Annotated in this window: 18 protein-coding genes; 9 read left to right on the top strand and 9 right to left on the bottom strand. The window is 63.5% G+C overall.

Annotation, left to right across the window (positions count from 1 at the left end; genetic code table 11):
• Position 1: 1 nt before the first annotated feature.
• Both HU760_RS23985 and HU760_RS23980 read left to right on the top strand, forming a co-directional pair.
• A complete protein-coding gene (locus HU760_RS23985; RefSeq protein ID WP_186674929.1) occupies positions 2-2,347 on the top strand; it encodes an FdhF/YdeP family oxidoreductase in 2,346 nt (781 codons plus the stop codon).
• Between the two features lie 325 nt (positions 2,348-2,672).
• Positions 2,673-3,155, top strand: a complete 483-nt coding sequence (locus HU760_RS23980) for a YMGG-like glycine zipper-containing protein (protein ID WP_186674928.1) — start codon at positions 2,673-2,675, stop codon at positions 3,153-3,155.
• A 55-nt stretch (positions 3,156-3,210) separates the two neighbouring features.
• On the opposite strand, the gene HU760_RS23975 is transcribed toward HU760_RS23980, so the two are convergent.
• The 3 genes from HU760_RS23975 to hslO form a co-directional block, all read right to left on the bottom strand.
• Complete coding sequence (locus HU760_RS23975; RefSeq protein ID WP_186674927.1) at positions 3,211-3,651, bottom strand: acyl-CoA thioesterase; 441 nt, start codon at positions 3,649-3,651, stop codon at positions 3,211-3,213.
• 146 nt (positions 3,652-3,797) lie between these two features.
• Positions 3,798-5,339, bottom strand: coding sequence for a phosphoenolpyruvate carboxykinase (locus tag HU760_RS23970; protein WP_186674926.1), 1,542 nt, complete (start codon positions 5,337-5,339; stop codon positions 3,798-3,800).
• Between the two features lie 179 nt (positions 5,340-5,518).
• Positions 5,519-6,418, bottom strand: a complete 900-nt coding sequence (gene hslO / locus HU760_RS23965; protein ID WP_186674925.1) for an Hsp33 family molecular chaperone HslO — start codon at positions 6,416-6,418, stop codon at positions 5,519-5,521.
• A 121-nt stretch (positions 6,419-6,539) separates the two neighbouring features.
• On the opposite strand from hslO, the gene HU760_RS23960 reads away from it, so the two are divergent.
• Positions 6,540-7,334, top strand: a complete 795-nt coding sequence (locus HU760_RS23960) for a phosphatase PAP2 family protein (protein WP_186674924.1) — start codon at positions 6,540-6,542, stop codon at positions 7,332-7,334.
• 48 nt (positions 7,335-7,382) lie between these two features.
• Here the strand turns inward: HU760_RS23960 and HU760_RS23955 are convergent, their stop codons facing one another.
• The gene (locus HU760_RS23955; RefSeq protein WP_186674923.1) at positions 7,383-7,784 is read right to left on the bottom strand and encodes an RNA-binding S4 domain-containing protein; all 402 of its coding nucleotides are present in this window, start codon (positions 7,782-7,784) and stop codon (positions 7,383-7,385) included.
• A gap of 109 nt (positions 7,785-7,893) precedes the next feature.
• Between HU760_RS23955 and rimB the strand changes: the two genes are divergently transcribed.
• Complete coding sequence (rimB, locus tag HU760_RS23950) at positions 7,894-8,376, top strand: retropepsin-like aspartic endopeptidase RimB (protein WP_420831029.1); 483 nt, start codon at positions 7,894-7,896, stop codon at positions 8,374-8,376.
• Complete coding sequence (gene rimK / locus HU760_RS23945; RefSeq protein WP_013970455.1) at positions 8,373-9,278, top strand: 30S ribosomal protein S6--L-glutamate ligase; 906 nt, start codon at positions 8,373-8,375, stop codon at positions 9,276-9,278. Before rimB ends, rimK begins: the two co-directional genes overlap by 4 nt.
• Positions 9,279-9,332: 54 nt before the next feature.
• Here the strand turns inward: rimK and HU760_RS23940 are convergent, their stop codons facing one another.
• Positions 9,333-10,646 carry an ATP-binding protein gene (locus HU760_RS23940; protein WP_186674922.1) on the bottom strand — a complete coding sequence of 438 codons (1,314 nt, stop codon included), beginning with the start codon at positions 10,644-10,646 and terminating at the stop codon, positions 9,333-9,335.
• 13 nt (positions 10,647-10,659) lie between these two features.
• Positions 10,660-11,400: an osmolarity response regulator transcription factor OmpR gene (gene ompR, locus HU760_RS23935; RefSeq protein ID WP_170027818.1), complete on the bottom strand. Its 741-nt coding sequence runs from the start codon at positions 11,398-11,400 to the stop codon at positions 10,660-10,662.
• Between the two features lie 217 nt (positions 11,401-11,617).
• Between ompR and HU760_RS23930 the strand changes: the two genes are divergently transcribed.
• From HU760_RS23930 to HU760_RS23915, 4 genes are all read left to right on the top strand, one after another.
• Positions 11,618-13,942: a Tex family protein gene (locus HU760_RS23930; protein WP_186674921.1), complete on the top strand. Its 2,325-nt coding sequence runs from the start codon at positions 11,618-11,620 to the stop codon at positions 13,940-13,942.
• Positions 13,942-14,325: a PaaI family thioesterase gene (locus HU760_RS23925; RefSeq protein WP_186674920.1), complete on the top strand. Its 384-nt coding sequence runs from the start codon at positions 13,942-13,944 to the stop codon at positions 14,323-14,325. Before HU760_RS23930 ends, HU760_RS23925 begins: the two co-directional genes overlap by 1 nt.
• 187 nt (positions 14,326-14,512) lie before the next feature.
• Positions 14,513-16,090: a glutamate--cysteine ligase gene (gene gshA, locus HU760_RS23920; RefSeq protein ID WP_186674919.1), complete on the top strand. Its 1,578-nt coding sequence runs from the start codon at positions 14,513-14,515 to the stop codon at positions 16,088-16,090.
• On the top strand, positions 16,090-16,716 hold the full coding sequence (locus HU760_RS23915) for a TetR/AcrR family transcriptional regulator (RefSeq protein ID WP_186674918.1): 627 nt from the start codon (positions 16,090-16,092) through the stop codon (positions 16,714-16,716). The genes gshA and HU760_RS23915 overlap by 1 nt, the downstream gene beginning before the upstream one ends.
• A 162-nt stretch (positions 16,717-16,878) precedes the next feature.
• On the opposite strand, the gene HU760_RS23910 is transcribed toward HU760_RS23915, so the two are convergent.
• The 3 genes from HU760_RS23910 to ssuC are packed head-to-tail and all read right to left on the bottom strand — an operon-like array spanning position 16,879 to position 18,734.
• Positions 16,879-17,094, bottom strand: coding sequence for a TOBE domain-containing protein (locus HU760_RS23910; RefSeq protein WP_003255829.1), 216 nt, complete (start codon positions 17,092-17,094; stop codon positions 16,879-16,881).
• A 33-nt stretch (positions 17,095-17,127) separates the two neighbouring features.
• The gene (gene ssuB / locus HU760_RS23905; RefSeq protein WP_186675067.1) at positions 17,128-17,934 is read right to left on the bottom strand and encodes an aliphatic sulfonates ABC transporter ATP-binding protein; all 807 of its coding nucleotides are present in this window, start codon (positions 17,932-17,934) and stop codon (positions 17,128-17,130) included.
• A 2-nt stretch (positions 17,935-17,936) separates the two neighbouring features.
• A complete protein-coding gene (gene ssuC / locus HU760_RS23900; RefSeq protein WP_186674917.1) occupies positions 17,937-18,734 on the bottom strand; it encodes an aliphatic sulfonate ABC transporter permease SsuC in 798 nt (265 codons plus the stop codon).
• Between the last annotated feature and the right edge of the window lies 1 nt (position 18,735).

The following is an 18,735-nucleotide window of genomic DNA, read 5'->3' as shown; positions in this document are numbered from 1 at the left end:
CGTGACCTCGTACCAGCACTTCCCGGAAAACGCCCCAGCCTCACCTCCTCGCTACAAGCCCTACCACGGCCCCGCCGGTGGCTGGGGTGCGCTGCGCAGCGTGGCCAAGGCCTGGGTCGGCAGTGATAACGCGCTGAAGAACATTCGCGCGCTGCTCAAGACCAACCAGAACGGCGGTTTCGACTGCCCCGGCTGCGCCTGGGGCGATTCGCCGGAAAGCGGCATGGTCAAGTTTTGCGAGAACGGCGCCAAGGCAGTGAACTGGGAAGCGACCAAGCGCCGCGTCGACGCAGCCTTCTTCGCCCGCTACAGCGTCACTTCGCTGCTGGGCCAGAGCGACTACTGGCTTGAATACCAGGGGCGCCTGACCGAACCGATGGTCTACGACGCCCCCAGCGACCGCTACCTGCCGATCAGTTGGGATGCCGCCTTCGCCATGATCGGGCGCGAACTCAACAAGTTGGCCAGCCCCGACCAGGCTGAGTTCTACACCTCGGGCCGCGCCAGCAACGAAGCGGCGTACCTGTACCAACTGTTCGTGCGTGCCTATGGCACCAACAATTTCCCCGACTGCTCGAACATGTGCCATGAGGCCAGTGGTGTGGCCCTTGCGCAAAGCGTCGGGGTGGGCAAGGGCACCGTCACCTTCGACGACTTCGAACACGCCGATGCGATTTTCGTCTGGGGCCAGAACCCGGGCACCAACCACCCGCGTATGCTCGACCCGCTGCGCGACGCGGTGAAGCGCGGTGCCCAGGTGGTGTGCGTCAACCCGCTCAAGGAGCGTGGCCTGGAGCGCTTCCAGCACCCTCAGCACCCACTGGAAATGCTGACCAACAGCGACCGCCCGACCAATACGGCGTTTTTCCGCCCGGCCCTGGGCGGCGACATGGCGATGCTGCGCGGCATGGCCAAGTTCGTGCTGCAGTGGGAACGCGAAGCCCAGGCCAAGGGCGAGCCGGCGGTGTTCGACCACGCCTTCATCGCCGAGCATGGCCATGGTGTCGACGACTACCTGGCGGCGGTGGATGCCACGCCGTGGGAACACATTCAGGCGCAGTCCGGCCTGCCCCTGGCCGATATCGAACTGGCCGCGCGCATGTATTGCCGTGGCAAGCGGGTGATCATGTGCTGGGCAATGGGCATCACCCAGCACCGCCATTCGGTGCCGACCATCCAGGAAATCGTCAACCTGCAGCTGTTGCGCGGCAACATCGGCGTGCCTGGCGCCGGCCTGTGCCCAGTGCGTGGCCACAGCAACGTACAGGGTGACCGCACCATGGGCATCAACGAGCGCCCGCCAGTGGCACTGCTCGATGCCATGGAAAAGCGCTTTGGCTTCGCCGTGCCACGGCACCCTGGCCACAACACCGTCGAAGCGATTCACGCCATGCTCGAGGGCCGGGCCAAGGTGTTCATCGGCCTGGGTGGTAACTTCGCCCAGGCAACACCGGATACTGAACGTACCGCCCAGGCGCTGCGCAACTGCGAACTGACCGTGCATATCAGCACCAAGCTCAACCGCAGCCACCTGGTGCACGGCAAGCAGGCGTTGATCCTGCCGTGCCTGGGGCGTACCGATATCGACCTGCAGGCCGAAGGGCCACAGGCGGTGACGGTAGAGGACTCGTTCAGCATGGTCCACGCATCCAACGGCCAGCTGCAGCCGCTGTCACCGCAGATGCGCTCGGAGCCTGCGGTCATCGCCGGTATCGCAGCCGCTACCTTGGGCAACAACCCGGTTGATTGGCGTTGGCTGGTGGCCGACTACGATCGTATTCGCGACCTGATTGGCGACACCATCGCCGGCTTTTCCGGCTTCAACCAGCGCCTGCGCCAGCCGGGCGGCTTCTACCTGGGCAACAGCGCTGCCGCCCGCGAATGGAAGACCAGCACCAGCCGCGCCAATTTCAAGGCCAACCAGCTGCCGGACACGCTGCTCGACGAGCGTGTCCGCGCCAGCGGCCAACTGCCGGACCTGATCATGCAGTCAATGCGTTCGCACGATCAGTACAACACCACCGTCTACGGGTTGGACGACCGCTACCGCGGTGTGCGCGGCCAGCGCGAGGTGTTGTTCGTCAACGAAGCCGACATCCTTCGCCTGGGCTTCCAGCCGGGGCAAAAGGTCGACATCGTGTCGTTGTGGGGGGATGGGCATGTGCGCCGGGTGCAGGGTTTCACCCTGCTGGCCTTCGACATCCCGGCAGGGCAGGCGGCGGCTTATTACCCAGAGGTAAACCCGCTGGTACCGCTGGAGAGCGTTGGTGATGGCAGCTACACACCGACATCGAAGTTCATTGCCATCAAGCTGGAGCGAGCGCAGGGCGACGGGCGAATCCTCTAGACTGCGCCGGCCTGTTCGCGACCAAAGCCGCTTGTACAGGTGCAGCGTCAAGTCGAAGCCGTGTGTAGGAGCGGATTTATCCGCGAAGCAGGCGACGCGGTGGATGGCACCGGCTGTGCCGCCCGCCAAAAACGAAAAAAGCCCTGTTCCAGTGCGGTTCAGGGCTTCGTCATAAAAGTCTCAGACAGCGAAAAATAGCTAAAGTTTCACAGCAAATACAGTAACTTAGAGAATTGTGTACAACTCGTGTTACTCGTCGGATTTCCATTGCCAGGCGAGCTTGTTAGCCTCAAATTCGCCTCGTCATCCCTATGAGGCTCTCTTGATGAAGAAGTACTCCTCGATACTGTTGTTGTCTTTCAGCTTGCTCAGCGGCGTTGCCATGGCAGGCGGCACCACCGAGGCCGGCATTGGCGGCGCATTGGGTGGGGTACTGGGCTCTGTCGTGGGCAACTCCATCGGTGGTAGCACAGGCGGCGCAATTGGTGCGGGTCTCGGCGGCGCAGCCGGTGGTGCCCTGGGCGCCGACAAACGCCAGCGCGGTGAGGCCGCAATCGGCGGCGCACTGGGCGCTGCAGGTGGCAACGTGGTCGGTCGCTCCATGGGCGGTACCACCGGTAGCTATATTGGCGCAGCAGCCGGTGGTGGTGCCGGTGGCGCACTGGGTAGCTACCTGGGCAAAGAGGCCGACGAAGACGATTACCACGATGGCCGACGCTATCGTCGCGGCTATGACGACGACCGTCGCCACTGGGACAATGGCCACCACTACGGCCACCGCAAGCACAGACGCCACTGGCGCGACTAACGCCTGAGGGCTTTGCCCCGGCAACAAAAGCCCCGCCCCTGCCAGCGGGGCTTTTTCATGCCTGCTGTTCCTGCATCACGCCGGACAGGATCATTTGCAGCGTCTCTGGCAGCATTACCGGCCGGCCGCTGGCGCGCTCGACGAACACCTGTACCACCGTCCCTGCCGCGCATGCTTGCGGCTCACCCGGGCGAAACAGCGCCAGGCGGTACTCCACCGTACTGCCCGCCAGGCGCGCGGCCCCCAGCCCGACTTCCAGCACATCCGGAAAGCCCGGCAACGCATAGAAATCCGCCGCAGAACTGACCACGAAGGCTGCCAGTTCGCCATCGCGCAGGTCCAGCTCGGCCTGTTCGACGAGAAACGCCTGGATAGCGGTTTCGAAGAAGCCGTGCACGGTGGCCCCGGCAATGTGGCCGTTCAGGTCATTGTCCTGCGGGCGGGTGAGGATGGGGTGGAAGTGGGAGAAGGCAGTGCGTTGAGGGGATTCGGTCATTGTTCTGGCTCTTGTCTTCGCATTGGATGCTGACAGTGAAACAGAAAAACCTGACTTTCGCTGCCTGTGCCGCTCCTCCAAGGGCGTGTGGAGGAGAAACAAAAAGCCGCCCCGAGGGGCGGCTCCTGGTTGCAACCAGCGGCAGCTTACAGCTGCGGGCCAGCGGCCTTGATGGCGTCGGAAACTTCGAACTTCTTGAAGTTTTCGATGAACAGCTTGGCCAGGCCCTTGGCAGCCTCGTCGTAGGCAGCCTTGTCAGCCCAGTTGGTGCGCGGGTTGAGCAGCTCGGCTTCAACACCCGGAACAGCCTTCGGCACGTCCAGGTTGATGATGTCCAGGTGCTCGGTTTCGGCACCAACCAGCGCGCCGCTCTGGATCGCAGCGATCACGGCACGGGTGGTCGGGATGCTGAAGCGCTTGCCAACGCCATAGCCACCGCCGGTCCAGCCGGTGTTGACCAGGTAGACCTTGGAGTTGAAGCCGTTGATACGCTTGATCAGCAGCTCGGCGTATTCACCAGCCGGGCGCGGGAAGAACGGGGCGCCGAAGCAGGTAGAGAAGGTCGACTTGATGCCGCCGCCCGAACCCATTTCGGTGGAACCGACCAGCGCGGTGTAGCCGGACAGGAAGTGGTAGGCCGCCTGCTCGTTGTTCAAGATCGACACCGGAGGCAGAACACCGGTCAGGTCGCAGGTCAGGAAGATCACTGCGTTCGGCTCGCCGCCCAGGTTCGCTTCGGAACGCTTGGCCACGTGCTCCAGCGGGTAGGCCGCACGGCTGTTCTGGGTCAGGCTGACGTCGGTGTAGTCGGCGTGCTTGTTGGCGTCGAGGACGACGTTTTCCAGCACTGCACCATGCTTGATGGCTTTCCAGATGACCGGCTCGTTCTTCTCGGAAAGGTCGATGCACTTGGCGTAGCAACCACCTTCCATGTTGAAGACCACGCCCTCGCCCCAGCCGTGCTCGTCGTCACCGATCAGGTAACGGCTTTCGTCGGCCGACAGGGTGGTCTTGCCGGTGCCGGACAGGCCGAAGAACAGGGTCACGTCGCCTGCTTCGCCGATGTTGGCGGCGCAGTGCATCGGCAGCACGTCGGCAGCCGGCAGCAGGAAGTTCTGCACCGAGAACATGGCTTTCTTCATTTCGCCGGCGTAGCGCATGCCAGCGATCAGCACCTTCTTCTGGGCGAAGTTGATGATCACGCAGCCATCGGAGTTGGTACCGTCACGCTCCGGCTCGCACACGAAGTTGGCAACGTTGAGGATCTGCCACTCACCGCGGCCAGCCGGGTTGTACTGCTCCGGGTTGATGAACAGGCAACGACCGAACAGGTTCTGCCAGGCAGTCTGGGTGGTCATCTTCACCGGCAGGTAGTGCTCGGCTGCCGCTCCTACGTGAACGTAGGAAACGAAGTGATCCTGGGCGTTGTTGAACGCCTCGACGCGGTCCCACAGGGCATCGAACTTGTCGGCCGGGAACTTGCGGTTGATCGGGCCCCAGGCAATGGCGTCCTGGGTGGAAGGTTCTTCGACGATGAAACGGTCAGCCGGCGAACGGCCAGTACGGTGACCAGTCTCCACGACCAGTGCACCAGTATCGGCTAGTACGCCTTCACCGCGTTGCAGCGCTTCTTTTACCAGCTCATCGACGCTCAGGTCGGTGTACACGGTGTTGTTGGCTTGCGTCATGAGATACCCCATCCGGCCCGAGGCCGAGTGCTCCAAACGTTTTGTAGTTGTCTCGAAAAAACTACTACAGCGAAAAAAGTGGCCGGATTATGCCAGAAACGCCCAAAAAAAGTAGGCCCCTCCTGTCAGAACTGCGCTTTTGCGCAATTCGACAGGAAATTGTCCTGTAGTTAAACGTTTCAGTGGCGAGTTTCTGAGGCTACGTCCGTGCCGCCACCGGCAAACAATTGCGCCACGTCACTGGCATCGAAGAAATAGCGCTCGTTACAGAACTGGCAATCGATCTCGACCTGCCCGCCGCACTCTTCGACCAAGGCCTTGGCGTCCTGCTCGCCCAGACTGACCAGCGCATTGCCGGAACGTTCACGAGAGCAACTGCAATTGAAGCGCAACGGCTGGATGTCGAACAGGCGCACGGCATCCTCGTGGTACAGGCGGTGCAGCAAGGTTTCGTTGTCCAGGGCCCACTCATCGGCCTTGAGCGTGGTGGCCAGGGCTACCACGTGCTGCCAGCTCGCTTCGCGCTCTTCATCGTCGGGCTGGCGATCGCGCGGCAGTTGCTGCAGCAGCAGGCCACGGGCCTTGCCGCCTTCGGCATGCAGCCAGAAACGGGTATTGAGCTGTTGCGACTGCACGAAGTAATTGGTGAAGCACTCCGCCAGGTTGGCGCCATCGAGGTCGACGGTACCCTGGTAACGCTGGCCCTTGACCGGGTCGATGGTCAGGGTCAGGTGGCCATCGGGCATCAGCTGCGACAGGGTCGCATCGGCCGGGATCTGGTCCGCTTCGTAGCGGGCCATGCCGCGGATGTCGCGATCACCGGAACATTCGACCATCAACAGCGGGATCGGCCCCTCCGAACGCGCCTGCAGAATCAGCAGGCCGTCGAATTTCAGCGCCCCTACCAACAGGGCAGTGGCGGACATCAGTTCACCGAGCAACGTCTGCACCGGCAGTGGGTACTCATGACGCGCCAGCACCGCGGCGTAGCTGTCATCGAGAGACACCCACTCGCCGCGCACATCGCGCTCGTCGAAGATGAAACGTTGGGTGAAATCGGTATCAGGCAATTCGCTCATAGGTTTTGGCTATCTGAGAATAATGACAAAATGGTTACAAGGGTTGTCGAAAATCGAGCGAGAACCCCGTTATAGAGCGCTTACGATGCGCTCCGCGTCCTGTTTGCAATAGAGGTATTTTATGGACAATCCACCACTGTTCCAAGCAAGGTGGTCCTTCGGGCCATTGGCAGCCTGCACGCTGCTTCCCATCGTCCTACTGTGTTTCTGGTTATGGCCCGTTGGCCAGATCCTGTGCCTGACTTTCGACGAATGGCTGTTTCACAGCCTGAATGCACCGCTGGCAGAAAATGCCACGTGGCGCTACATCTGGACGCTCGGCAGCCTGCGCCCCTTCGACGTCGTCGTCGGCCTGATCCTGCTGGCAGTGCTTGTCCGCGGCGACTGGGTATTCAAGGCGGCACAGGTTCGCCAAGCCTTTTTCGGCTTTCTGGTCACGCTTGTCCTCTTAGTGGTGATTCGCGCGCTGTTTTCCAAGTGGGTGGCTGCAATGGGCTGGCAGCACGACAGCCCATCGATGGTGTTCGACAACGTCGTGCACCTGAGCGATTACTATCCGAACCTGGAAAAGGCCTGGGAGCTGAAGGACCGCTCAAGCAACAGTTTCCCCGGCGACCACGCCTCGGTTCTGCTGATCTGGGCGCTGTTCATGAGCGTATTCAGCCGGCGCCTGGTGCAGTACCTGGTGATCTGGGCACTGGCGCTGCTGTTCATGCTGCCGCGCCTGGTGGCTGGTGCCCACTGGGGGCAGGACGACTACATCGGCGGGTTACTGATGGCGCTGCTGGCGTTGGGCTGGAGCTGTTACACGCCGCTGGCGGCCAAGGGCAGTGCGGCGCTGATGCGCTGGACAGCGCCGTTGTTCAACCTGCTGGGCAAATTACCGTTGGTCGGACGGATGGCCGTCATCCGTTAAGACCACGTGGCAGCTGGCTTGCCAGCGATGGGGCGCAAAGCGCCCCCGCTATTCAAAGCTGCCATGCAGTTGGTGAATCTGCCGCCGCTGCTTCTTGGTCGGCCGGCCATCGGTAGTCACGCCCATGGCCCCTGCCTTGCGCATTTCCGCCGCCTGCTCACGCCGGCGCACGCTCTCTTCGGTTTCTTCGTACAACGTCTGCGCCTCCGGCGCCCCACGCCTCACCACCGACAGTGCCTTCACCACCACCGTGCGTTCATCGAACCCCGTACGCAACACGAATTCGTCGCCGACCCGCGGCTCCTTGCCCGGCTTGCAGCGCTCGCCGCGGCAATGCACCTTGCCGCTCTCGATCGCCGCCTTGGCCAGTGCGCGGGTCTTGTAGAAGCGAGCCGCCCACAGCCATTTGTCCAGGCGGACCTTGTCGTCGTCTTCGGCTTTGTATGCCATCCCGCTACCTCGAATGCTGTGTTTCATCGAACTGTACTACCGTAACGATCGGATGCAAAAAATCCCCGCCGTGCTTACAGTTCAACACCTCATCAGCAGGGTGCGCTTCGTGAAGACATTTGACCATTTGACTGTGATCGGCCTGCGCGAGTGGGTAGCCCTGCCCGACCTTGGCGTGGCCGGGTTGCGCGCCAAGATCGACACCGGTGCCAGCACCTCCAGCCTGCATGCCACCGAAATCGAACCGTTCGAGCGTGACGGTCAGCCCTGGGTCCGCTTCACCGCCCACCTGGGCTCGGTAGTGCAGTTGCGCCATCGTCGGTGCGAGGCACCACTGGTGACCATGAAGACCATCAAGAGCTCCAACGGCCAGGCCCAGACCCGCTATGTCATCCGCACGTCACTCGCACTGGGCGATGGTGTGTGGGAGGTGGAGTTCACCCTGGCCTGCCGCAAGAACATGCGCTACCGCCTGTTGCTGGGATCCAAGGCGCTGATCCACGGCCAGTTGGTGGTCAACCCCGGGCTGAAATACGTACAAGACAAACCGGCCTTCCCGGCCACCCTTTCCCCTGTCACAGGTGCTGCATGAAGATCGCTGTGCTGTCGCGCAATCCGCGTCTGTATTCCACCCGCCGCCTGGTCGAAGCCGGAACCCAGCGGGGCCACGAAATGGTGGTGATCGATACCCTGCGGGCCTACATGAACATAGCCAGCCACAAGCCGCAGATTCACTACCGCGGCAAACCACTGGAAGGGTTCGATGCGGTGATCCCGCGCATCGGGGCCTCGGTAACCTTCTATGGCTGCGCAGTGCTGCGCCAGTTCGAGATGATGGGCGTGTATCCGCTCAACGAGTCGGTGGCGATTGCCCGCTCGCGGGACAAGCTGCGCTCACTGCAATTGTTGTCGCGGCGTGGCATCGGCCTGCCGATTACCGGCTTCGCCCACTCGCCGGACGATATTCCCGACCTGATCCAGATGGTCAACGGCGCCCCGCTGGTGATCAAGGTGCTGGAAGGCACCCAGGGCATCGGCGTGGTGCTGTGCGAAACCACCAAGGCGGCCGAGTCGGTGATCGAGGCGTTCATGGGCCTGAAGCAGAACATCATGGTGCAGGAGTACATCAAGGAAGCTGGCGGCGCGGACATCCGCTGCTTTGTGGTCGGTGACAAGGTCATCGCCTCGATGAAGCGCCAGGCCAAACCCGGCGAGTTCCGTTCCAACCTGCACCGTGGTGGCGTGGCCAGCCTGATCAAGATCACGCCGGAGGAACGCATGACCGCCATCCGCGCGGCCAAGGTGATGGGGCTGAGCGTGGCGGGTGTGGATATCCTGCGGTCCAACCATGGGCCGCTGGTGATGGAGGTGAACTCGTCGCCGGGGCTGGAGGGCATCGAGGTGACCACCGGCAAGAACGTGGCGGCGATGATCATCGAGCATCTGGAGAAGAATGGCGGGCCTAATCAGACCCGGACCAAGGGCAAGGGTTGATTCAATGCTGTAACGGCCTCTTCGCGGCTAAAGCCGCGAAGAGGCCAGTGACCCTCACACGGCATTGCGCGGCAGCAACAGCCCCAAAGGCAGCCTTACCCGCGCCTCGATGCCGCCACCGGAACGGTTGCGCAGTTCCACATTGCCGCCATGCTGCGCCGCGATCCGCTTGACGATCGCCAGCCCCAGCCCGGTGCCCTTGCCACTGCGCGCCCGGTCGCCGCGAATGAACGGGTTGAAGATGGTTTCCAGCTCCGACTCGTCGATCCCCGTGCCGCGATCCAGCACGCTCAGCACCACGTACGGCGCACTTTCGTCACCCGACACATAGGCGGCCACCTCCACCCCCTTGCCGGCATGGTGCAAGGCGTTGCCAATCAGGTTGCCCAGCATGCGCTTGAGCGAAACCCGGCGCAGCGGGAACGGCGGAATCGGCTCCAGGCACAGGCGCACGCGTTCTTCCGGCTGGTTGTAAGGCGCCACCACTTCGCGCACCAGGTCGGCCAGGTCGACCTCTTCGAGCGGTTCGTCACGACCATCGCGAATGAAGGCCAGGAACTGATCGAGGATCGCATCCATGTCCTCGATATCCCGAACCATGTCTTCACTCAGCTCGCTGTCACTGTTCAACAAGGACAGGGACAGGCGCAAGCGTGTCAGCGGCGTGCGCAGGTCGTGGGACACCCCCGCCAGCATCAGTTCGCGCTCGCGCCCGGCCTGCTCGACATCCTCGGCCATCTGGTTGAAAGCCTTGTACACCTCGGTCATCTCGCTGGGCGTATCGCTGATCGGCAGGCGCACACTGCGCCCCTGGCCCAGCAGGCGGGCGGCGAACACCAGGCGCTTTAGCGGCTGGTTCAACTGACGCACGAAGATCCAGGCCGACGCGGTGGACAGCAAGCCAATGGCCAGGAACCAACCCAGCACGTTCCAGATCTTCTGCCCACGCAGCGGGTGCGGGTACAGCGGCACTTTCAGCCAACCGGGGCCCAGGCTCGGCGCGTTGACCCACAACGCCGGTGGCGCGTGAATACGCAGGCGCACCTCGGTGTCATCGCCCAGTTCGGCCTGCATCTGCCGTTGATAGATTTCACTGTAGGGCCAGTGCTGCTCGCCCTCGGGCACCCCCGCGCCGGTAACCCGGATAAGGCCCGCCGCTTCGGCGATCTTGTCGCGGTTTTCTTCGTCGGCAGCCCAGTAGGCGCGCAAGGTCAGCGCGACGCCGTGGCTGTACTGACGGTCGACCAGCACGTCCTCGTTCATCAACAGGTAGACCAGGGTCAAGGCCTTGGAGAACAGGACGACGATCAACACCAGCCACAGCGTGCGGGCGAAGAAGCTTTGCGGAAACCACAGCGGTGTCTTCATCGACGGCGAGGCATCATTTGCCGGCGTTTCCGTCCGGTACGAACACGTAGCCCACGCCCCAGACAGTCTGGATATACCGCGGCTTGGACGGGTCCGGCTCGATCATGCGGCGCAGGCGCGAGATCTGCACGTCGATGGAGCGCTCCAGCGCATCCCATTCGCGGCCACGGGCCAGGTTCATCAGCTTGTCGCGGGTCAGCGGCTCGCGTGCATGCATGACCAGCGCCTTGAGTACGGCGAACTCACCGGTGGTCAGCATGTGCACCTCGTCGCCACGCTTGAGTTCGCGGGTAGCCAGCGACAGCTCGTAGTCGCCGAAGGTGACCGACTCGTCTTCACTGCCCGGCGCACCCGGCACGCTCGGGGCCTGGCGGCGCAGAACGGCCTTGACCCGGGCCATCAGCTCGTCCGGGTTGAACGGTTTGCCGAGGTAGTCGTCGGCGCCCAGTTCCAGGCCCTTGATGCGGCTGAGCTCGTCGCCCTTGGCGGTGAGCATGATGATCGGGATCTGGTTGTTCTGCTGGCGCAGGCGCTTGCATGCCGACAGGCCGTCTTCACCAGGCAGCATCAGGTCGAGCACGACCAGGTTGAACACCTCGCGCTGCAACAGGCGGTCCATTTGCTCGGTGTTGGGCACTGCGCGGGCGCGATAGCCCTTGCTGGCGAAAAAACGCTCCAGCAAGCTGCTCAGCCCCGGGTCGTCATCGACGATGAGAATCTTTTCACCTTCAGCGGTGTTTGGCGTGCCGGTCATGAATTACTCCTCTGGTATCGCCGCGCATTATGGCGTAGCCATTGCTGCACGTTGCGTGAGCATTGTTAGCAGATTTTTCCCCTGGCGCCAGTTCCAACTGGCCGGGCGCCATCACCGCAAGGCGGTTGCGATGGGTATAATGCGCGGCTTTCATCCAGCGCCGCCGGGCGAAAGGCCCACAGGCGACCCCCGTATTAATCAATGTCAGGTGGTTTACATGGACAGCATCAACAGCCGTATCGCCGAGGAACTGGGCGTACGCCCCCAGCAGGTCGAGGCGGCCGTGGGCCTGCTGGACGAAGGCTCGACCGTGCCCTTCATTGCCCGTTACCGCAAGGAAGTGACCGGTAGCCTGGACGATACCCAGCTGCGCCATCTGGAAGAGCGCCTGCGCTACCTGCGTGAACTCGACGAGCGCCGCGCCAGCATCCTGGCCAGCATCGAGGAGCAGGGCAAGCTGACCCCGGAACTGGCCCGCGAGATCAAGCTGGCCGACACCAAGACCCGCCTCGAAGACCTTTACCTGCCGTACAAGCAGAAGCGCCGCACCAAGGGCCAGATCGCCCTGGAAGCCGGCCTCGGCGAGCTGGCCGATGGCCTGTTCAACAACCCTGACCTGGCCCCGGAAAGCGAAGCCGCACGTTTCGTCAACGCCGACAAAGGCGTGGCCGACGTCAAGGCGGCGCTGGAAGGCGCCAAGTACATCCTGATGGAGCGCTTTGCCGAAGACGCCGCCCTGCTCGACAAGCTGCGCAGCTTCCTCAAGCAGGAGGCCGTGCTCAGCGCCCGCGTGGTGCCGGGCAAGGAAGAGGAAGGCGCCAAGTTCCGCGATTACTTCGCCCATGACGAACTGCTGCGCAACGCGCCGTCGCACCGTGCCCTGGCGATTTTCCGCGGGCGCAACGAGGGCGTGCTGAGCGCCTCGCTCAAGGTTGGCGAAGAACTGCCTGGCACCCTGCACCCCTGCGAGCTGATGATCGGTAACCACGTCGGTATCGAGAACCGTAACCGCCCGGCCGACAAGTGGCTCGGCGAGGTGGTGCGCTGGACCTGGAAGGTCAAGCTGTACACCCACCTGGAAACCGACCTGTTCGGCGAGTTGCGTGACAACGCCGAAGGCGAGGCGATCAACGTGTTCGCCCACAACCTGCACGACCTGCTGCTGGCCGCCCCGGCCGGCCCGCGCGCTACCCTGGGCTTCGACCCGGGCCTGCGCACCGGCTGCAAGATCGCCGTGGTCGATGCCACCGGCAAGCTGCTGGACCACACCACGGTCTACCCGCACGCGCCGAAGAACGACTGGGACCGCACCATTTCCATCATGGCCGCGCTATGCGCCAAGCACTCGGTGGAGTTGATCGCCATCGGCAACGGTACCGCCAGCCGCGAAAGCGACAAGCTGGTGGCCGAGCTGGTCAAGAAGTACCCGGCGCTGAAGATTACCAAGGTCATGGTCTCCGAAGCCGGCGCCTCGGTGTACTCCGCATCGGAGTTGGCTGCCCGCGAATTCCCGGACCTGGACGTGTCGATCCGTGGCGCTGTTTCCATCGCCCGCCGCCTGCAGGACCCGCTGGCCGAGCTGGTGAAGATCGACCCGAAATCCATCGGCGTCGGTCAGTACCAGCACGACGTCTCCCAGGTGAAGCTGGCACGTGGCCTGGACGCGGTGGTCGAGGACTGCGTGAACGCCGTGGGTGTCGACGTCAACACCGCCTCGGTGGCACTCCTGACCCGAATTTCCGGCCTCAACGCCACCCTGGCGCAGAACATCGTCGCCCACCGCGATGCCAACGGCCCGTTCGCGACCCGCGCGGCGCTGAAGAAAGTCAGCCGCCTGGGTGAAAAAACCTTCGAACAGGCCGCCGGCTTCCTCCGTGTGATGAACGGCGACAACCCGCTGGACGCTTCCGCAGTGCACCCCGAGGCCTACCCGCTGGTACAGCGCATTGCCGCCGACACCGGCCGCGACATCCGTTCGCTGATCGGTGACAGCAGCTTCCTCAAGCGCCTGGACCCGAAGCAGTTCACCGATGAAACCTTCGGTCTGCCGACCGTCACCGACATCCTGCAGGAACTGGACAAGCCTGGCCGTGACCCGCGCCCCGAGTTCAAGACCGCCACCTTCCAGGACGGCGTCGAAGACCTCAAGGACCTGGAGCCGGGCATGATCCTCGAAGGCGTGGTCACCAACGTCACCAACTTCGGCGCCTTCGTCGACATCGGTGTACACCAGGACGGCCTGGTGCACATCTCGGCGCTGTCGGAAAAGTTCGTCAAGGATCCGCGTGAGGCGGTCAAGGCCGGCGACGTGGTCAAGGTCAAGGTCATGGAAGTGGACATCCCGCGCAAGCGCGTCGGCCTGTCCATGCGCATGAGCGACACCCCCGGCGAGAAGGTCGAAGGCAACCGCGGCGGCAACCGGGGCACAGGCGCCAACCGTCAGCAGCAGGCGCCGCGCCAGCGCGAGACCGCCACTGCCGCCCCGGCCAACAATGCCATGGCCGCGCTGTTCGCCAATGCCAAGCAACTGAAGAAGAAGTGATGGACGTTCCCGGCGAATACGTCGAAAGCGCTTTCAGCCAGCTTCTCGGCTGCCGCCTGCAACACCTGGAGCCTGGGGTTGCCGAGGTAACCCTGGCGCTCGGGCCGCACTTGCGCAACCGTGGCCAGAAGCTGCACGGCGGGGCCATCTTCAGCCTGGTGGACATCGCCATGGGCCTGGCTTGCTCGGCCAGCCATGGCTTTGACCAGCAAAGCGTGACCATCGAGTGCAAGATCAACTACATGCGCGCCGTCAGTGACGGCGAAGTGCTGTGTACTGCCCGCGTGCTGCATGCCGGGCGACGCACCCTGGTGGTCGACGCCGACGTAGTCCAGGGCGACAAACTGGTCGCGAAAGCGCAAGGAACCTTCGCAGTTCTCTAGCTCACCAAGCGTTATGTGCGGTATTTTCGGCAACAACCGGGGGCTGCGAAGCGGCCCCCGAAGTCGGCGCTGCGCAATGCCGGAACCGCGTAAACCAGGCGACAACGCCAGTTCCTTTTCCCACTACCCTTGTAGACCGTCTTTTCTACCCCCATATTGGGGCGACTGACGCGTGAAGGAATACATCTTGAGCGAACTCCTCAACCGCCGCCTGAGCCTGCTCGGCGCCAATCTCCCCCTGCTCAAGCAGTGCCTGCACGGTATTGAGCGCGAATGCCTGCGTGTGACCAACGAAGGTCGCCTGGCCCAGACCCCGCATCCGCAAGCCCTGGGGTCGGCGCTGACCAACGAGCAGATCACCACCGATTATTCCGAGTCGCTGCTGGAGTTCATCACTCCGGCCCTGTCCGACCCGGCCAAGGTGCTCGAAAGCCTCGAGGAGACCCACCGTTTCGTCTATAGCAAGCTGGGCGACGAATACTTGTGGAGCCCATCGATGCCGTGCACCCTGCCGGCCGAGGAAGACATCCCGATTGCCGAATACGGCAGCTCCAACATCGGCAAGCTCAAGCACGTCTACCGCAAGGGTTTGGCCCTGCGTTACGGCCGCACCATGCAGTGCATCGCCGGTATCCATTACAATTTCTCGCTGCCGGAGGCACTGTGGCCGCTGTTGCGCAGCGCCGAAGGCAGCAGCGAGAGCGACCGCGACTACCAGTCGTCGGCCTACATCGCGCTGATCCGCAATTTCCGCCGCTACAGCTGGCTGCTGATGTACCTGTTCGGCGCCTCGCCGGCCCTGGACAAAGGCTTCCTGCGAGGCCGCCCGCACCAGCTCGAAGAGCTCGACGCCGAAACCCTGTACCTGCCCTATGCCACCAGCCTGCGCATGAGCGACCTGGGCTACCAGAGCAACGCCCAGGCCGGCCTCACGCCGTGCTACAACAACCTGGCCAGCTACACCGACAGTCTGCGCAAGGCGGTGGGCACGCCCTACCCGCCCTATGTTGAAATCGGCACGCACGTGGATGGCGAGTGGGTGCAGCTGAACACCAACATCCTGCAGATTGAAAACGAGTACTACTCGAACATCCGCCCCAAGCGCGTCACCTACACCGGCGAGCGGCCAATCCAGGCCCTGACCTCGCGCGGCGTGCAGTATGTGGAAGTACGCTGCCTGGACATCAACCCGTTCCTGCCGGTGGGCATCGACCTGACCGAGGCGCGCTTCCTCGATGCGTTCCTGCTGTTCTGCGCGCTGGAAGACAGCCCGCCACTGGATAATGGCGAATGCGGCCAATGCACCAACAACTTCCTGACCGTGGTCAAGGAAGGCCGCCGCCCGGACCTGGAACTGCAGCGCAATGGCCAGCCGATCGGCCTGAAGGCCTGGGCTGGCGAGCTGCTGGGGCGCATCCGCCAATTGGCCGATCTGCTCGACCAGGCACATGGCGGTGACGAACACGCCAAAGCCCTGGATGCGCAGCAGGCCAAGGTCGACGACGCCTCGCTGACCCCATCGGCCCAGGTGCTGGCGCGCATGACCGAGCATGACGAAAGCTTCGTCAGTTTCGCCCTGCGCCAGAGCCGCATCCACGCCGAAACCTTCCGTGAGCAACCACTCCCGGTCGAGCGCCAGCAGGCCTTCGAGACCCTCGCCCGCGAATCGCTGGCCGAGCAGTCGCGCCTGGAGCAGCAGGAGGTCGGCGATTTCGACTTGTTCGTCGGCGCCTACCAGGCCAGTATCCTGGCGATCAGCAACTGATGAACCGCAGCGCCACCCCGCGTAAGCCACGCGCCAGCAGCCAGGCCAGGATCGAGGCGATCCTGGGGGCTGCACGCGAGCTGCTGGCCGAACAAGGGGTAGCCGCCCTGTCGATCTACAGCGTGGCCGAGCGCGCTCAGATCCCGCCATCGTCGGTGTATCACTTTTTCGCCAGCGTGCCAGCCTTGCTGGAAGCGTTGACCGCCGATGTGCACCGTGCCTTTCGCGAAGCCCTGAGCGCGCCGATCGACGGCGGTGAATTCAACACCTGGCATGAGCTGTCCCGGCTGATCGAGCAGCGCATGCTGGACATCTACAACGAGGATGCGGCAGCACGGCAGCTGATTCTGGCTCAGCATGGGTTGAGCGAAGTGGTGCAGGCCGATCGGCAGCACGACATGGAGCTGGGTGACTTGATGCACAAGTTGTTCGATCAGCATTTCCACCTGCCGGTGATGCCAGTGGATGTCGATGTCTTCGCCCTGGCCATGGAACTGAGCGACCGGGTGTATGCGCGATCGGTGCAATTGCATGATGCGATTACCCCGCGCATGGCCGAGGAAGGCAAGCGGGTGTGCGAGGCGTATCTGGGCTTGTACCTGCCGCCGTTTCTGGCCAAGCGCTAAGTTTCGGGGCCTCATCGCCGGCAAGCCGGTTCCCAGTAGGCTTTAGCCGCGATCACCGGCACAGCCGGTGCCAGCCCCCGCGTCGCCTGCTTCGTGGATAAATCCGCTCCTGCAGCTGCCTGTTAGAGGGGACAGGGCTGCCAAGCAGCCCCCTGAACCCCATCACAGCTTGGCGATGGACACTTCAGTCGACTTCACGAAGGCGATCACTTCACTGCCTACCTGCAGCTCCAGCTCACGTACGGAGCGGGTGGTGATGACCGAAGTGACGATGCCCGAGGCAGTCTGCACGTCGATTTCCGACAGTACCGGGCCTTCGAGAATTTCCTTTACGGTGCCTTTGAACTGGTTGCGAACGTTGATGGCTTTGATGGTCATGATGTCATTCCTTCTTTGGGGGCTTCTGCGGGTTCAGTGCGCCCAACGCAATTGCGTGGGCAAAGGGGCAACAGGATCCGGTTCGGGCGCGGCGCCCGGGGCCGACAGAACACGGTTGAGCACTTCGCTTTCCAGCGCGGCCAGGCGGTGCGAACCCCGCGCCCGGGGCCGCGCCAGGTCGACAGTGAGGTCGAGCCCGACCTCGCCGTCCTCGATCAGGATCACCCGGTCAGCCACGGCTACCGCCTCGCTGACATCGTGGGTGACCAGCAGCACGGTGAAGCCGTGCTGGCGCCACAGGCGCTCGATCAGTTGCTGCATCTCGATACGGGTCAGTGCATCCAGCGCACCAAGCGGCTCGTCCAGCAGCAGCAGGCGCGGTTGATGGATCAGCGCCCGGGCCAGGGCCACGCGCTGCTTCTGCCCACCGGAGAGCGCTGCCGGCCATTCGTTGGCGCGGTCGGCCAGGCCAACGGCCTCCAGGGCTTCCAGCGCACGCGGGCGCCAGTCGCCAGAGAGGCCCAGGCCGACGTTGTCGATCACCTTCTTCCATGGCAACAGGCGTGCGTCCTGGAACATCAGGCGGGTTTCTTCGCGGGCCTGTTCCAGCGGTGCGGCACCGGCCAGCAGCTGGCCGGCAGTGGGCTGGTCGAGCCCGGCCAGCAGGCGCAGCAAGGTGCTCTTGCCGCAGCCACTGCGGCCGACGATGGCGACGAACTGGCCAGCCGGAACATGCAGCTCGATGCCCTTCAGCACTTCGCGCTGGCCAAAGGTCTTGCGCAGGCCGCTGGAAGCCAGCGGGATACCACGCAACAGGCGTGGCGGCTGTTCCTTGAGCATGGTCATGCGCCCTCCTTCTTCGCCACTTGATAAGCCGGGTGCCAGCGCAGCCACACGCGCTCCAGGCCGCGAGCAGCGAGGTCGGCAAGCTTGCCGAGCAGGGCGTACAGGACGATGGCCAGTACCACCACGTCGGTCTGCAGGAATTCCCGGGCATTCATTGCCAGGTAGCCGATGCCGGCGTTGGCCGAGATGGTTTCGGCAACGATCAGGGTCAACCACATGAAGCCGAGAGCGAAACGCACACCGACCAAGATCGATGGCAAGGCACCCGGCAGGATTACCTGGCGGAACAGGCTGAAGCCGGACAGGCCATAGCTGCGCGCCATCTCCACCAGCGCCGGGTCGACGTTGCGGATGCCGTGGTAGGTGTTCAGGTAGATCGGGAACAGCGTGCCCAGCGCGACCAGGAAGATCTTCGCCGACTCGTCGATACCGAACCACAGGATCACCAGCGGGATCAGCGCCAGGTGCGGCACGTTGCGGATCATCTGCACCGAGCTGTCGAGCAGGCGTTCGCCCCAGTTCGACAAGCCGGTGATGAAACCCAGCACCAGGCCGATGCTGCCGCCGATGACGAAGCCCAGCCCGGCACGCCAGCCACTGATGGCCAGATGGGTCCAGAGCTCGCCACTGCGCACCAGCTCGACGCCGGCGCTGACTACGGCGCTGGGCGCCGGCAGGATACGGGTCGACAGCCAGCCAGCACTGACCGCCAGCTGCCAGGCGGCCAGCAGCAGGATCGGCAGCGCCCACGGCGCCAGGCGTTGGCCAAGGCTATCTGAAATTGCACGACTCATG

The sequence above is a fragment of the Pseudomonas oryzicola genome (assembly GCF_014269185.2).
In the GTDB taxonomy this organism is placed as follows: domain Bacteria; phylum Pseudomonadota; class Gammaproteobacteria; order Pseudomonadales; family Pseudomonadaceae; genus Aquipseudomonas; species Aquipseudomonas oryzicola.
The sequence above is the reverse complement of the archived record's forward strand: the minus strand, read 5'-3'. Positions and strand labels throughout refer to the sequence as shown.

Coding starts and splice junctions, on each gene's coding strand:
- HU760_RS23980 (WP_186674928.1), top strand. CDS start 2,673: ATGAAGAAGTACTCCTCGATACTGTTGTTGTCTTTCAGCTTGCTCAGC.
- HU760_RS23975 (WP_186674927.1), bottom strand. CDS start 3,651: ATGACCGAATCCCCTCAACGCACTGCCTTCTCCCACTTCCACCCCATC.
- HU760_RS23970 (WP_186674926.1), bottom strand. CDS start 5,339: ATGACGCAAGCCAACAACACCGTGTACACCGACCTGAGCGTCGATGAG.
- hslO (WP_186674925.1), bottom strand. CDS start 6,418: ATGAGCGAATTGCCTGATACCGATTTCACCCAACGTTTCATCTTCGAC.
- HU760_RS23960 (WP_186674924.1), top strand. CDS start 6,540: ATGGACAATCCACCACTGTTCCAAGCAAGGTGGTCCTTCGGGCCATTG.
- HU760_RS23955 (WP_186674923.1), bottom strand. CDS start 7,784: ATGGCATACAAAGCCGAAGACGACGACAAGGTCCGCCTGGACAAATGG.
- rimK (WP_013970455.1), top strand. CDS start 8,373: ATGAAGATCGCTGTGCTGTCGCGCAATCCGCGTCTGTATTCCACCCGC.
- HU760_RS23940 (WP_186674922.1), bottom strand. CDS start 10,646: ATGAAGACACCGCTGTGGTTTCCGCAAAGCTTCTTCGCCCGCACGCTG.
- ompR (WP_170027818.1), bottom strand. CDS start 11,400: ATGACCGGCACGCCAAACACCGCTGAAGGTGAAAAGATTCTCATCGTC.
- HU760_RS23930 (WP_186674921.1), top strand. CDS start 11,618: ATGGACAGCATCAACAGCCGTATCGCCGAGGAACTGGGCGTACGCCCC.
- HU760_RS23925 (WP_186674920.1), top strand. CDS start 13,942: ATGGACGTTCCCGGCGAATACGTCGAAAGCGCTTTCAGCCAGCTTCTC.
- HU760_RS23915 (WP_186674918.1), top strand. CDS start 16,090: ATGAACCGCAGCGCCACCCCGCGTAAGCCACGCGCCAGCAGCCAGGCC.
- HU760_RS23910 (WP_003255829.1), bottom strand. CDS start 17,094: ATGACCATCAAAGCCATCAACGTTCGCAACCAGTTCAAAGGCACCGTA.
- ssuB (WP_186675067.1), bottom strand. CDS start 17,934: ATGCTCAAGGAACAGCCGCCACGCCTGTTGCGTGGTATCCCGCTGGCT.
- ssuC (WP_186674917.1), bottom strand. CDS start 18,734: ATGAGTCGTGCAATTTCAGATAGCCTTGGCCAACGCCTGGCGCCGTGG.